The following is a 13,988-nucleotide window of genomic DNA, read 5'->3' on the forward strand; positions in this document are numbered from 1 at the left end:
GGGTTTCATCCGCGTCCCGTGCTCCATTCCTCATCTACAGGCTTTTGTCGGCCCCGCCAGAACCGCCTCCACCGCACGCGAATGGCCCAAAACGCCGCAGCCAACAGGATCAATATCACGATCTTGACCCAAGGAATGATCCGCACATCTGGCCCTTCAACGGACCAGATGCTGACGGCATTGGGATAGATCGAAAGGAATTCATTCCGCCAGCCATAGTGGCGTACCACCACCCACTGTGCATTCGCGGCATTCTTCTTTGACATCATGTCAGAGGCCTCAGCCTGCAAATTCGAAGTATCAAACTTGAAATAAGGTGGCCAGCCCCAGCCGGTATCCTCGTTGCGATAGATCATCGGCTTGTCATTGGCGCGAAAGGTCTGAATGAAAAACACATCCCGTTCCGCCACATCCGTCCGTTCCCCGGTATCGGCGTTGGACCAGAAAAACGAGTTATTCCCCGGATTGACCCGCTTTTCATAGGTATCCGTGATCCGCACCACGTCATGCTGTGGTAAAGTGTAATGCAAAGATGCAAACACCATTGTCCAAAACAGACCCCAGAATACCCATTTTACATAGACCATCACCGGTTCCTTTACCTAAAGTTCGTCACATAGATGATGACCACCACCGTTGTCACCGGCACAATATAAACCAGCCAGATGAGCCGCTTGCGCAGCGAGCGCTCATATTGCACCATCCCGGTCTCTATATAGGTATTCCTGTCGCCGGGACGACCCGCCTCTTCCCAGTCGCGTGCCATTTTCTGCCGCCGCACAGAACGCGAATACCTGGAAATCGCAAGATAGAGCAGCGTCAGGGCTATCAGCCCAAAGATCAGCAACCGCATCAGCGCCAGCATGCCACGACTCCCGTTTTCTCTTTCCGACCAAAGCCGCCCCTTGCATAACGCAGAATCATGTTAGGCTGCACCCCATATGCAACGAAATCAGAAAGGACATGCCATGTGTGACGCCTGCATCATCAACGCGGTCAAGGACAGGATGCTGTCGCGCCGCAGCTTTTTTACCGCTGCGGCCGGGGCAGGAACCGCCGCCGCATTCTCCGCTATGGGCGCGACACCCGCTCTGGCGAACGGTCATGCCAAGGTTGAGGATTTAACCCACACCTACGACGCTGATTTTCCAACCTATTTCGGTGCACCTGGCATCTCGACCGAGCAGAACTTCAACTTTGCCGCAAACGGGTTCAACCTCATGACGCTGACAGTCAACGAGCACACCGGAACTCATGTGGATGCGCCCTTGCATTTCTCTGCGGACGGGGCATCGGTTGATGAAATCCCGGTGGGGGATCTGGTGGCCCCGCTCTGCGTCGTGGATATTGCCGCACGCGCGGCTCAAGACGCTGACACCTTGCTGACGCCTGACGATCTCAAGGCGTGGATTTCAACGCATGGACCGATCCCGGATGGTGCTTGTGTCGCGCTCCATTCTGGCTGGGGCCCCAAGACCGGCACGGACGCATTCCGCGGATATGACGGCGAGAAACAGCATTATCCCGGCTTTCACGTCGAGGCGGCACAAATGCTGATCGAGGAAACCGGCGCGCGGTCGATGGCCAGCGACACCCTCTCACTCGATCATGGCCCGTCAGCGGATTTCGCAACCCATTACGCTTGGCTGCCCACTGGCCGTTTCGGCATTGAGTGTTTGGCCAATCTCGACAAAGTGCCCGCTGCCGGAGCAACGATCGTTATTGGTGCTCCCAAGCATCGTGGCGGATCTGGCGGACCGGCCCGCATCTTTGCGTTGATCTGACATGGGTGGCCCCGGCAGGCGCTTTCCGGGGCCAAACATCTGACGCATTTGGCACAAGGCTTTTCGGAAATGCCGTTGTCCTTGAAACACTGCAAACTCTCAGAGGCGTCATGCGCAGTCTATTGATTTTCCTGATCCTATTCTGGCCTGGCTTCGCCATGGCCGACGAGACACAGATTGCCCCATGTCACGCAGAGATGCCGTGCATCCTTGGCGAGCGCTCTTATCACATTCTGGAACCGGACGACTGGGATGGGAAAACACCCCTTGCTGTGCTCTTGCATTTTCACGGATGGAAACGCCAAGGTACAACGGTTGTGAAACACGGCCGTGTCGCTGGGGCGACACGGCGGCGCGGGGTCCTGCTTTTGGCTCCAAATGGGCGCGGCAGATCTTGGGATTTCTGGACGTCCGATACCGATGATGTTGCCTTTGCCGCCGCCGTCATCGAGGAAGCGGCCAGTCGCTATCCCATTGATCGTAATCGGCTCTATGTTTCCGGTTATTCCTATGGTGCGGCGATGGCATGGCGCTATGCCTGCGAGAACGGAAATGGCGTGGCGGCACTTCTCGCTATCTCAGGCACACTCAGCCAATCCGAGCGCTGCTCACAGGCACCGCACGACATCCGTCACGTCCATGGTACGTCAGACACTGTGATGGACTTTCCCTTTGGCCCGGACGGCGACACCACTTGGCCCGTCAAGCTCTGGCGTGATCGGTTAAGCTGTCACGAACCGGGACGACCGCGCGGCGATTGGAGCGCGACAGAGCCCCTGGTTTTTCATCGCACCACATGGGAGGACTGTACCAAGGGGAAGGTGACGCTTGATGTTCATGCACGCGGCCATTTCATCCCACGCGGCTGGATCGCCCGGCAATTGGACGACCTCTTGGCGATTGCACCGTCCTACCCGTAAAATGGCATAAAAAAACGGGCCAGAAGGCCCGTTTGAATGCTCAACTGCAAGGGAGAGCGCCATTTAAGGCGCCTCATTCCAGATCAGTTCGTTGTCGTTGTCGTGGATGTACCACCGTTGCCACCGGACGCGACAACACCAACCACGATGGCCGCTGCAATAATCCCGGCCGCTGTTCCGCCAACACCCAACCCAAGTCCCTGACCTTGGGTAGACACAAAGGGATCAGCGCTTACTTTTGCATCTTCAGCCAGAACAGGCGCGGCAGCAGCGAATGTCATTGCTGTAGCGGCGACAAGCGTCGAAATCTTATTCATACCATTCTCCTATCCATTATGGACGATTACGCCCCATAGGGACTTGGCCGAGTTATGCCATACCTAAAGAACCAATGGAACCAATAATTACAATGATATCGGAATATCGCTCGATCGTTACATAGTTGCAATCTAAAGCGTATTTTTTAGACGAATTCAACCATCCGCCGCCGCTAATGCGGCAATTTCCGCATCTGCGGCATCACGCGCAGAGCAATCACCCTGTGATTCGAGCCACAGGCAATACGCGGCCATCCGCCAATGGTAAAAACCTGCAAGCGATAGATATCTCTTGATAAGTTCCTGATTTGGATAAGCTGATAGAAAGGTCTGGCGTTCGGTGTCCGTCAGCGGCGTTCCACGATAGGCCAGTTGCATGGCCGGAGATAAAAAGAGCGCAATATCCTCACAAGGATCGCCGAGGGCCGGGCATTGCCAGTCGATCAGCCACCATGCGCCCTGCGCGCCAACGATGTTTCCTGGCACGGGATCACCATGCAGAAAACTAAATCTGTTGCAGGGGGGAATCATCCCAGCGGGTTTAAGCGCCCTGAGATGCTGAGCCCGAGATTGAGGGCAACAATCAAGAATTCTATTGGTTTGCGCTACTATGGCATCGCTTCCATCAGGTACCTTGCGCAGCCCCTGCAGCCCATCCGCGTTATGAACGCGATACAATAGCTCTGCGATCTCTGACGATCCATCCTGCCATATCTGTCCCGGCACATGCTGATAGATCACGCAATGGCCCTCTTCCGTCAAAAACTCATCAAGAAAAGCTGGCGCCAATTTCAGCCCGGCCAAATGCCTCAGAGCGATCACCTCAGAAGTCGGGTCATTTGGGAACAAGGGATTAAGCCCGCCAAGACGAAACAGCTTGACCACGATGGACTGGCCTTGCGCATCCACCCTCCAGCTCTTGTTTGTCCTCCCACCGAGCAACGGCGTCCATATCGCACCGGCCACAGCAAAGCCACGGGTCGTAAGCGCCTGCAACAGCCCTGATTGCGTCTTTTTTTCAGAACCGTACAGCATGATGCATCACCCGGCGCACAGACAAGTTGGGGGACGCTAAAGCGATTGTAACCGCCCGACAAGTGCGGGATTACGGAGAACTCGAACGTAGTCCCAAAACTTGAGAGGGGGAAATTCTCTCCCCGCCTTGGAGGAGCAACACTGTCTCGCCGGCCTCGACCTGTGCCTCTATGATACGACTATGTACGCGGGCGTCGTGACGGGCAATGGTTTCACCGTTTACCAAAGAGTGTACCGAAAGCCTATAGTCCCCCCGTGCGAGCGGCAGACCTGCAGAATCAAGCCCAGTCCAGTCCACCTGACCAGAAATCGCCGGGATAACCTGACGGTTTACAATTATTCCCCGCGCATCCGTCGCCACGATTTCCGCGGCCTCGGCCTGCGGCTCAACGGTGGCTGTCACTGATACTGGCTGACCGGCAAAGGCGACCGGAGCGTCTGAGAGAGCCTCCATCCCGATCCAGCCAGACACCTGCGCCAATCCCTGCGCACCAATCCGCGCGCCAAGGTCACTGAGAAGATCATTGGTCAGAACCTGCTGTTCAACCGTCGAAAACGTTGCGAGCTGCACCGCAAAATCTGAGGATTCGATCGGGTTGAGCGGATCCTGATTTCGCAGCTGCGTCGTAAGCATTTTGAGAAAGGTTTCAAAATCCGAACTGAAACCAGCTGTTCTACGGCCGCTGGAGGTGTCAGGGGGAACAGGTGCGGGCTGGACACGCTCCGGAGCTGAGCTGGGAGAAATAGCTGACGTTAAGTCCATCTCATTTTCCTCTATATCAGCACATTGATCCGCTCTGCATACAGAACAGGCGGCGCAGTGGATGAGATCTCGGCAAGGTCAGACGACACGGCAAAGCTCCGCTCTTCTTGAACAGCGTCGCGTCGCGGGTATAGTTCTTGGTTCGCATCGTCTGATGCATCTTGGTCACCAAACGAAAATTGAGCCCCCTCATACCCAGCCTCAAGCAGTGCGCGGGCTAGGGTATCAATATGTCGTCGTAGAAGGTCGAGTGTTTCTGTACGCTCGGCCAACAGGCTGACGGTCACGATACCCTCATGGGACGTAAGCTTGAGACGCACCTGCCCCAACTCATCTGGAGAGAACAGCAACTCGACAGATGATTTCCCATCGCCCGATTGATGCGCAGCCGCCACGATTTGCTGACCTAAGGCCTGAGGCAGATCCAGATGTTTCCCAAGAGGGTCGTTTGGGACAGTAATCTGCGCTCCCGGGAACGCCGCCAAGTGGAAATCAGGGACCGCGAGCCTCTCGTCATATGCGTGATCTATTCTGACGCCAATGTTGGAAAATGGCCCGATCGCATCTGTGCCCGGCAATTGTTGGTGGAAGAAAAGGCCCGGGATGCTTGAGAGCCGCGCCAGAGGCGGCCCGAAATCCAAAGGATCGGCCCCTGTCTGCACTCTGGCTGATTCCTTCGGTGCCTCACCTGGTTCGCGGATCATCGCGTATTTCGACCCTACCGTTGCGGTAAGTTCAGTTTTCCTCCCGAGAACCGACTGTTCTACGATGTGCGCCGCCTGAGGCGCCAGACCTAAAGGTGTACTCACCCCGGCAGCCGCCGCCCCCCTGCCGACAACAACCAAAGCGTCAGAATTCGCCATGTTGTTGGAAAATTCCCCCCGATTTGGTAGCATGCGAGGTCCTTTTGCTGAGCTCAAACCGAATTGGTCAATTTCGCCCCGACCCCGATTTTGCGCCGCAGCAGCGGATAAAATATTTTGTTGTTGCTCATCAAAGCGGTCCGCAGGGTGCGATTCTGCGTTCCGATCCAATCCCCCCGGACCGTACGAAACACGGTCACCCGGCGCTCTTGCAAACCCTTCACCAGCATTTGCTGATCTCTCAAGTCTTGCGGAACCGATCACGTGCCCCAAGAATAAATCACCACCTATTTGGATCCCTGCGTTGTCCGGACCTTGAGACAACGGCCTTGGATACTCTGACAGACCATCAAAAATCGCTTCATCCTCTGACAAAGACGCCGAGAGCGAGCTATTTTCAGCAATAGCCAGCGCCTGCAATCGTCCGTCCTCGGCCTCCGCTTTCGCAGTGTCAGCCTCCTGTGTATCAAGCTCCACTACCGTCAAGAGATCTTCTTTCTTTTGGAAAAAAGCCCCGAATTTCTGTGATGCTCCGGCACTCTTGGTAGGAGTGACCGGCGTACTCTGGAGCTTTGCCAATATCGAAGGCGGGGCCAAATCGACACGCATTGGATCGTTGGTCAGTGATGCCGACATGTACGCCCTCCGTCATTCTTTAGCGATTTCCCTGAACATGGCAAAAACCGGTTACCGCTTCTTTACCGATTTCGGGTCTTCTCTGGATTAGTTCGATCAATTTGAGGAAATCCCATGACCGACTCGTTATCTGTAACATCCGAAATAGGTGGCAGAAGTATCCCCCCAAAGAACCCTGTCCGATTGGTGGCCGAGCGCCTGGAAGCCAGCTTTCTGGCAGAAATGCTCAAGTTTGGAGGCCTCGAGTCTAAAGAAAACGACTTCGGTGATAGCGCAGGAGAATCTCAGTTTGCCTCTTTCCATCGAGAAGCTTTGGCCCGGGAGATGGTCAGAGCAGGCGGCATCGGGCTGGCAGACGTCTTTTTTTACTCCATGATGGAGCGCAGCAATGGCTCATAAAACCGACACCCGCACCCTCGAAGACCTTGATCTCATTCTGGAAGAGGAGCGCAGCGCACTGTTGGCGGGTGACCTTTCAAGAATCGCGTCGCTCACATCGGAAAAAGAGCATCTCATCGGCGCCCTGAATGCACTCATTGGACCCTCAGCAGATGATTTGACGATCCTACAGGATAAGTTGACGCGTAATCAGGCGCTGCTTGATGGCACTTTGCAGGGCATCCGAACTGTCGCTGCGCGCCTGGCAGCGCACCGTCGCATTCGGCGTTCCATGGACACATATGACCAACATGGCCGCAAATTCTCCATTCCCGGGGATGCCGCCAATAATATTGAAAAGCGGGCTTGAGCGAGTTTGAGAAAAATTTGTTCCTTTTCAAACATCGGGTTTAGCACTCCATTAGGATCTTGGCGGCATTCTTCTACTTGCATCCCGAACCGGATGGCGCAGACGGGATGATCCCATGCCCTGCATAAGTCAGAAAGACACCCTAGACTGCTCCTGAATACAGGGAGTGGGACGTGAAATGGCGAAATACGCCGAACCTAAAAGGAACATGCTATGTCCAGCATTCTGACAAACAACAGTGCCATGGTGGCTCTTCAGACCCTTCAATCTGTAAACTCGAACCTCGCCAAGACGCAGGATATGATTTCGACCGGCAAGGCCGTGGCTACGGCAAAGGATAACTCAGCTATCTTCGCGATCTCCAAGGTGATGGAATCAGATGTCAGCGGTTTCAAAGCTGTCTCTGATGCATTGTCCTTGGGCGAGTCGACTGTGGCAGTGGCATCGGCAGGCGCGGAGCAAATTACCAATATCCTAAATGACATCAAGGAGAAGGTCGTCGCCGCCACCGGTGAGAATGTCGACCACGCCAAAATCCAGAACGATGTTAATGAACTGGTCAATCAGGTCAATTCGATTATTGGTGCGTCTCAGTTCAATGGGGCGAACCTGCTCAACACCGCTGGGAATACTGGTATCACGGTGTTGTCCTCGCTTGACCGCGCAGCCGATGGCACAGTCACTGCCTCAAATATCACCGTGGCTTCGGTCGATTTTGAGACGACTCTTAATCTGAGTAACATTGATGTGTCGAGCTCGATTGCAGCCGATACTTCGCTTGCCGCAATCGAAGCGCATATCCAGACGGCAGTTGACGGGGCTGCCGCACTCGGCGCATCAGCCAAACGGATCTCGGACCAAAACGAGTTCGTAAGCAAGGTGACGGATGCAATGAAATCCGGGATCGGCGCCTTGGTCGATGCCGACTTGGAACAGGCCTCGGCGCGCCTTCAGGCTCTGCAGGTACAGCAGCAGTTGGCAACACAATCGCTGTCGATCGCCAATCAGGCACCGCAAGCCGTCCTGTCGCTGTTCAGAAACTAAGCTAAGCTGGGGCATCCCAAGGGTGCCCCAGCCCATCGTGCAGTGCCTGATCGCCATTTTGAGAGGATATGACGTGAACGCGACCCAGCAGGCGCAGACCGCCTATCGCACCCAAGCTCAGACCATTCGGACACCACGAGGGCTCGAATATGATGCCTTTGCCCGGATAACCCACCGCCTCGGATTGGCAGCTGTCAAAGGGCGAGAGGATATGCCAACCCTTGCATCAGCCCTGCATGACAACCGGCGTCTATGGACAATTTTGGCGACAGACGTCGCAGACCCGGATAATTCTTTGCCGCAAACACTCCGGGCGAGGGTGGTATATCTGGCCCAGTTTTCGCATCACCATAGTACCGAGGTGCTCAACGGCAGTGCATCCATACAACCCCTGATTGACATAAACTTGGCCATCATGCACGGCTTGAGTGACAGAAGGGCCGAAAAATGAGCGGTCTCGTGCTGAAGCTCAACCCCAAAGAGCGTGTGCTTATCAACGGCGCCGTGATTGAAAACGGAGATCGTCGCTCGCGGCTCTCCATAATGACTCCCAATGCCTATATTCTGCGGCTCCGGGACGCCATCCATCCCGAGAACGCTACGACACCAGTGCGTCGGGCCTGCTATGCGACACAACTTCTGCTCTCAGGTGACAGCGATCCGAAACATGTACGCCATCAGCTCTTGCGACGCATCGAAGAGCTGAGTCAGGTGCTGCGCGACCCTGACAGCCGGGTCCAGTTGACCATTGCAACGAAGGCCCTTCTGGACGGCGAACACTACCAGTGTCTCAAAGCTCTTCGAGCATTGCTTCCACGAGAAGACCGTCTTTTGGCGCATCGAGCGTCATGAATTTCGCGCCAGTTCTCCCCTTGGGTGGATTGTCGGGATGGAGTCTTTTGGCGCGTACATTTGAGCGTCAGACAGATTTGTTCAATAAATCACCCCAAATCGTGCGGGACACCGATTACTTTGAACAGAATATCGGCAAAATCACAACGGCTGAGGGGCTCGTATCTGACCGTCGCCTGTTACGGGTCGCGCTCGGAGCATTCGGGCTTCAAGACGATATCAACAGCCGTGCCTTTATCCGCACCATCCTTGAGGAAGGCACGATCGAGAAGGATACGCTTGCTAATCGGCTTGCCGATGATCGTTATAAACAGCTGGCAGAGGCCTTTGCGTTCGCGGATCGCCCCATTCCCCGCACACAACTGTCCAGCTTCGGCACCGAAATCACTGAGAAGTTTCGCCGCTGGGAATTCGAAGTCGCCGTAGGAGATCAAGATCAGTCCCTGCGCCTTGCCCTGAATGTGCAGCGGGAGTTGGAGGAAATCGCTGGAGATGGCGCCGCTGAGGATACGCGCTGGTTTCGCATTCTTGGCAACCCACCTCTGCGTCGCGTATTTGAGGTCGCACTTGGGTTGCCCGAGAGCTTTGCACAAGCAGACCTTGATCGGCAACTGGATGAGATAAAATCCCGCACCTCGCGACAATTGAACATTGGCTCACTTTCGGACCTGACCGATACCGGGGTTCAAGAGCAATTGATCCGGCGCTTCTTGCTGCGCGATCAGGTAGCCAGCTTCAATGTTCAATCCTCCCAATCCATCGCGCTCACTCTTTTGCAATCCGTTCCGCGCAGACTCTGAACGAGTTCAAGCTTGGCGCAGGATGCGCGCCACTTCCTCGGATAATTCAAAGTTTGCCGTTGCAATTGCCCGCAAGTAACAGCCCTATGTGGCAAGGTAAAAGGAGGGAAAAATGCGCTGCGTCTTCATCAACATCCGCTGCAAGCCCGGGCAATCCTATCGAGTCGCCGAGGCGATCGCTCTGCGTGAGATCCATTCAGAACTTTATTCCACCTCAGGTCCGTTCGACTTGCTGATGAAACTCTACATCCCTGAAACTGAGGATATTGGTAAGTACATCAACGACAACCTGCTAGACATTGCAGGCATTGAGAGGACCGAGACCACCCTGACTTTCAAGGCGTTCTAGTTCAAAATCTCAAAGCGCGTCACATCCACGAGCCCTCGGTCGGTAATCTTGAGGGCGGGAATCACCGGAAGCGCCAGAAACGCAAGTTGTAAGAATGGCTCCTTTAAAGTGACGCCCAGAGATTTTGCCGCCGAGCGCAACGCGATCAGATTGTCGCGCACCATTTCAAACGGCTCTAGGCTCATCAACCCAGCCACCGGCAGCGCCAGTTCAGCCAAAACACGACCGCCCTCAACAACGACAAACCCGCCTTCAATCTCACCCAATCGGTTCACCGCGACCGCCATATCAGCATAATCTACGCCCACGCAGGCAATATTGTGATGATCATGACAGACGGTCGACGCAATCGCCCCACGTTGCAGGTTAAAACCGTGCACAAAACCCGTAGCAATATTACCGTTGCGCCCATGCCGTTCGACCACTGCGATCCGAACGAGATCGCGCGAAATATCGGGGCGCTTGTCGCCACCCGTCGCCGCAAGGTCGTAGTGAAGATGAGCCGTCAGGATTTTTCCATCTAGGATCCCGATCACATCAGTATTAGAACAATTGCCTGAATGTCGAAAGTCTTCTGGCCCGACCTTGGGCGCACGCACCGAATGCCGGCCAATTGGTGGTACTTCTTTGCGTGCTGCGAATGCCGCTGCATTGGCCACCCGGCCGGCACAGAGCACAAGCTGCGCATCGCAAGCTTCCAGTGACCCCAGAGCCACGATATCCGCTCGGCGTCCCGGCGCAATCAATCCGCGATCCCGCAACCCAAAGGCCTCTGCACCGGATAATGACGCGGCACGGTACACAGCCAACGGTGAGCACCCGAGCGCAATCAACTCGCGGATCATGTAATCCAAATGCCCGTCGTCTGCGATATCCAGCGGATTGCGGTCATCCGTGCACAAGCACATATAAGGAGCCGTCACGTCCGTCAGAAGGGGTTGTAGCGCATGCATATCCTTGCTGACTGACCCCTCACGGATCAACACACGCATGCCGCGTTGTAGTTTCTCGCGTGCCTCTTTTAGCGTTGTTGCCTCATGTTCGGTGCGAATGCCCGCAGCACAGTAGGCGTTTAGATCGCGCCCCGAGAGTTGCGGGCAATGTCCATCGACATGCCCCCCCTCAAACAGCTTTAACTTGGCCATGATGTCCGGTGCGCGGTGAATAACCCCCGGATAATTCATCACTTCGGCCAAGCCGATAGCAGAGGGATGGCCCATAACACGCCGCAGAGCTTCGGCGTCGATCTCGGCACCCGACGTCTCCATATCCGTTGAGGGCACACAGGAAGACAGTTGCACCCGGATATCCATCAACGTGCACTCGGATGCAGCCTGAAAGTAGCGGATGCCATCGACGCCCATAACATTTGCGATCTCATGCGGATCGCAAATGGCCGTCGTCACCCCTCGCGGGCCAACACAGCGGTCAAATTCAAAGGGCGTAACCAGAGAGCTTTCAATATGCAGATGGGTGTCGATGAAACCGGGTACGAGTATGAGACCCGAAACGTCGATAACGTCGCACCCTTCGTAGGGTGCACCGATGCCGACGACCGTGTCGCCACAGATCGCCACGTCACCATCAATCAGATCGCCCGTGATCAGATCAAAAACCCGCCCACCGCGGAGGACTACATCAGCAGGCTCATCCCCACGTCCTTGCGCAATCCGTCGTTCAAGATCTGCCATCACCCGTCCTTTGATTGTCACAGACGAGTGTCGCGTGGATGGAAACGAACTACAAGCCGTTCTAGCCGCGCCTGCGTTTGCGCCGCCCGCCATCGCTACCGTCGCCATGGGTATTAAAGCTTGGCGTTGGCAGCGTCACGATCTTGGCCAGTTCTGGAAACGGGTCAGTCTTGTGCGGAATCGCATTTGCTGCAACGAAATGCTCTTGGAACTTCGGCTCGATCGCGGTTTCCACCTTGGTGATCTGCCCCACAACGCGTTCGATCTCGCGACGTGCTGCAACATTGCAGAGCGCTATGCGCGCACCGGTTCCCGCCGCATTGCCTGCAGAAGTTACCTTGTCGAGCGGCACATCAGGGATCATGCCCAGAACCATCGCATGCAACGGCGAGATATGAGCTCCGAATGCCCCGGCCAAAACCACCCGGTCCACCTTGTCCACCCCACGCTCGTCCATCAACAGGCGAGCGCCCGCATAAAGCGCGGATTTCGCCAGTTGAATCGCGCGAATATCACCTTGGGTCACGGTGATCACCGGCCCCCCTGTGGCGCTGCCGTCATGGATCACATAGGAATGGGTGCGTCCATCCATAATCATGCGGATCGTGCCTGCGGCCTCGGCCGAACCGATAAGTCCAGACTCGTCCAAGAGCCCCGCCATGCGCATTTCCGCTACAGCCTCGATGATGCCAGAACCACAGATGCCGGTAATACCACCGTCACCCACAGCATCGGAAAATCCCGCTTCATTCGACCATTTGTCACAGCCGATCACACGAAACCTCGGTTCCTTGGTCACGGGATCAATGCGAATAGCCTCGATAGCACCCGGCGCAGCGCGTTGCCCACTGGAAATCTGTGCGCCCTCGAACGCCGGACCGGTTGGTGAGGAACAGGCCAAAACCCGCATCTTGTCTCCCAAGAGAATCTCGGCATTGGTTCCCACATCGACAATCAGCGCCAGATCCTCAGATTTTCCCGGCTCTTCGCTCAGCGCCACGGCGGCGCAATCGGCCCCGACGTGGCCCGCGATACAAGGCAACACATAGACCTGAGCGCGCGGGTTAATTGCCGTGAGGTCCAGCTCCTTTGCCCCAAACGTCAAACTGCCGGATGTAGCAAGGGCAAAGGGTGCCTGCCCAAGTTCAACCGGATCAATCCCCAACAGAAGATGATGCATGACCGGGTTACAGACAAAAACCACCTCGACGATAAGCCCCGCATCAATGCCCGCCTCTTTGGCAATTTCTTCCGCCAGCACATTCAGCGAATCGCGTACGGCGGCGGTCATTTCCTTGTCACCGCCGGGGTTCATCATCGAATAGCTGACCCGGCTCATCAAATCCTCGCCAAAGCGGATCTGGGGGTTCATGATGCCCGAAGACGCCTTGACCTCACCGGTTTCCAAATCGGTCAAATGCGCCGCAACCGTGGTCGAGCCTAGGTCGATGGCAAGTCCGTATAGACCGCCCTCATGCAGGCCGGGCCAGATTTCCAGCACTTTCGCATGCGCATCGGTATGACCGCGATGCAGTGCGACTGTGACTTGGAACTTACCTTTGCGCAGAACCGGTTGCAGCTTGGAAATAAGGCTCAGGTCAGCCTCAATGCCGTCAATGTCCCATTGGGTTTTCAGCGCCCGCTTGAGCCGCTCGAAATCGCCCGTGGGCTCGTGCATATCTGCCTCATCGACTTCCACAAAATAGAGGCGGGTCGCCGGGTCCATTTCGATCACGCGCGCAGAGGCGGCTTTGCGCACCACCTGCTTGTGAACCTGGCTTTCGGGAGGCACGTCAATCACCACATCTCCCATGATCTGTGCCTGACACCCAAGGCGCCGCCCCGGTTTCAGCCCGCGCTTTTGGTCATACCGCTCTTCGACCGCATTCCATGCCGACAGCGCATCCTGATGCACTGTGACACCATGTTTCGAAAACTCACCATAGCCCGGTGTGATCTGGCACTTGGAACATATTCCACGTCCGCCACATACCGAGTCGAGATCGACACCAAGCTGCCGCGCAGCGGTCAAGACAGGTGTGCCCTTTGCAAAGCGCCCACGTTTCCCAGAGGGGGTGAATACGACAAGTGGGTCAGTCGACATGTGGAATATCCTGCTTTTGACGCGCGTTGTTGTGGCAGAACATAAGCCATAGGCGCTTGCCCGACAGCCCACAAGCGTCAGA

General features: G+C 55.8%; 17 protein-coding genes. 9 read left to right on the forward strand and 8 right to left on the reverse strand.

Annotation, left to right across the window (positions count from 1 at the left end; all coding sequences use genetic code 11):
- Positions 1-5: 5 nt before the first annotated feature.
- On the reverse strand, positions 6-587 hold the full coding sequence (locus tag ACN0SW_RS03495; protein ID WP_417726512.1) for a DUF1523 family protein: 582 nt from the start codon (positions 585-587) through the stop codon (positions 6-8).
- Between the two features lie 11 nt (positions 588-598).
- The gene (locus ACN0SW_RS03500) at positions 599-865 is read right to left on the reverse strand and encodes a hypothetical protein (RefSeq protein WP_417726513.1); all 267 of its coding nucleotides are present in this window, start codon (positions 863-865) and stop codon (positions 599-601) included.
- Positions 866-968: 103 nt separating this feature from the next.
- Between ACN0SW_RS03500 and ACN0SW_RS03505 the strand changes: the two genes are divergently transcribed.
- Positions 969-1,784 carry a cyclase family protein gene (locus ACN0SW_RS03505; protein WP_417726514.1) on the forward strand — a complete coding sequence of 272 codons (816 nt, stop codon included), beginning with the start codon at positions 969-971 and terminating at the stop codon, positions 1,782-1,784.
- A gap of 110 nt (positions 1,785-1,894) precedes the next feature.
- On the forward strand, positions 1,895-2,704 hold the full coding sequence (locus ACN0SW_RS03510; RefSeq protein ID WP_417726515.1) for an alpha/beta hydrolase family esterase: 810 nt from the start codon (positions 1,895-1,897) through the stop codon (positions 2,702-2,704).
- 83 nt (positions 2,705-2,787) lie between these two features.
- On the opposite strand, the gene ACN0SW_RS03515 is transcribed toward ACN0SW_RS03510, so the two are convergent.
- The 4 genes from ACN0SW_RS03515 to ACN0SW_RS03530 all read right to left on the reverse strand — a co-directional run bounded on the left by ACN0SW_RS03515 (position 2,788) and on the right by ACN0SW_RS03530 (position 6,318).
- On the reverse strand, positions 2,788-3,021 hold the full coding sequence (locus tag ACN0SW_RS03515) for a hypothetical protein (RefSeq protein WP_417726516.1): 234 nt from the start codon (positions 3,019-3,021) through the stop codon (positions 2,788-2,790).
- A 156-nt stretch (positions 3,022-3,177) separates the two neighbouring features.
- Positions 3,178-4,056, reverse strand: coding sequence for a phosphotransferase (locus ACN0SW_RS03520; protein ID WP_417726517.1), 879 nt, complete (start codon positions 4,054-4,056; stop codon positions 3,178-3,180).
- Positions 4,057-4,126: 70 nt separating this feature from the next.
- On the reverse strand, positions 4,127-4,819 hold the full coding sequence (locus ACN0SW_RS03525; RefSeq protein WP_417726518.1) for a flagellar hook capping FlgD N-terminal domain-containing protein: 693 nt from the start codon (positions 4,817-4,819) through the stop codon (positions 4,127-4,129).
- 11 nt (positions 4,820-4,830) lie between these two features.
- Positions 4,831-6,318, reverse strand: a complete 1,488-nt coding sequence (locus tag ACN0SW_RS03530) for a flagellar hook-length control protein FliK (RefSeq protein ID WP_417726519.1) — start codon at positions 6,316-6,318, stop codon at positions 4,831-4,833.
- Positions 6,319-6,432: 114 nt separating this feature from the next.
- Here ACN0SW_RS03530 and ACN0SW_RS03535 point away from each other — a divergent pair, with 114 nt between their 5' ends.
- The 7 genes from ACN0SW_RS03535 (at position 6,433) to ACN0SW_RS03565 (ending at position 10,111) form a co-directional block, all read left to right on the forward strand.
- Positions 6,433-6,717, forward strand: a complete 285-nt coding sequence (locus tag ACN0SW_RS03535) for a rod-binding protein (protein ID WP_417726520.1) — start codon at positions 6,433-6,435, stop codon at positions 6,715-6,717.
- A complete protein-coding gene (locus ACN0SW_RS03540) occupies positions 6,707-7,066 on the forward strand; it encodes a flagellar protein FlgN (RefSeq protein WP_417726521.1) in 360 nt (119 codons plus the stop codon). The genes ACN0SW_RS03535 and ACN0SW_RS03540 overlap by 11 nt, the downstream gene beginning before the upstream one ends.
- A 213-nt stretch (positions 7,067-7,279) precedes the next feature.
- Entirely contained in the window at positions 7,280-8,110 is an 831-nt protein-coding gene (locus ACN0SW_RS03545; protein ID WP_417726522.1) for a flagellin, read from the forward strand.
- A gap of 73 nt (positions 8,111-8,183) precedes the next feature.
- Positions 8,184-8,561 carry a flagellar biosynthesis regulator FlaF gene (gene flaF, locus ACN0SW_RS03550; protein WP_417726523.1) on the forward strand — a complete coding sequence of 126 codons (378 nt, stop codon included), beginning with the start codon at positions 8,184-8,186 and terminating at the stop codon, positions 8,559-8,561.
- Positions 8,558-8,962, forward strand: a complete 405-nt coding sequence (flbT, locus tag ACN0SW_RS03555; protein ID WP_417726524.1) for a flagellar biosynthesis repressor FlbT — start codon at positions 8,558-8,560, stop codon at positions 8,960-8,962. The genes flaF and flbT overlap by 4 nt, the downstream gene beginning before the upstream one ends.
- On the forward strand, positions 8,896-9,762 hold the full coding sequence (locus ACN0SW_RS03560) for a DUF1217 domain-containing protein (protein ID WP_417726525.1): 867 nt from the start codon (positions 8,896-8,898) through the stop codon (positions 9,760-9,762). Before flbT ends, ACN0SW_RS03560 begins: the two co-directional genes overlap by 67 nt.
- Before the next feature lie 112 nt (positions 9,763-9,874).
- Positions 9,875-10,111, forward strand: a complete 237-nt coding sequence (locus ACN0SW_RS03565; protein ID WP_417726526.1) for an Lrp/AsnC ligand binding domain-containing protein — start codon at positions 9,875-9,877, stop codon at positions 10,109-10,111.
- On the opposite strand, the gene ade is transcribed toward ACN0SW_RS03565, so the two are convergent.
- Together ade and ACN0SW_RS03575 are read right to left on the reverse strand one after the other, a co-directional pair.
- Positions 10,108-11,802 (reverse strand): adenine deaminase, encoded by a 1,695-nt coding sequence (gene ade, locus ACN0SW_RS03570; RefSeq protein ID WP_417726527.1) that lies wholly within the window; start codon positions 11,800-11,802, stop codon positions 10,108-10,110. The two genes, ACN0SW_RS03565 and ade, sit on opposite strands and share 4 nt — an antisense overlap.
- A 61-nt stretch (positions 11,803-11,863) precedes the next feature.
- Entirely contained in the window at positions 11,864-13,906 is a 2,043-nt protein-coding gene (locus ACN0SW_RS03575) for an ASKHA domain-containing protein (RefSeq protein WP_417726528.1), read from the reverse strand.
- Positions 13,907-13,988 lie beyond the last annotated feature (82 nt).

The organism is Roseovarius sp. (genome assembly GCF_048262375.1).
In the GTDB taxonomy this organism is placed as follows: domain Bacteria; phylum Pseudomonadota; class Alphaproteobacteria; order Rhodobacterales; family Rhodobacteraceae; genus Roseovarius.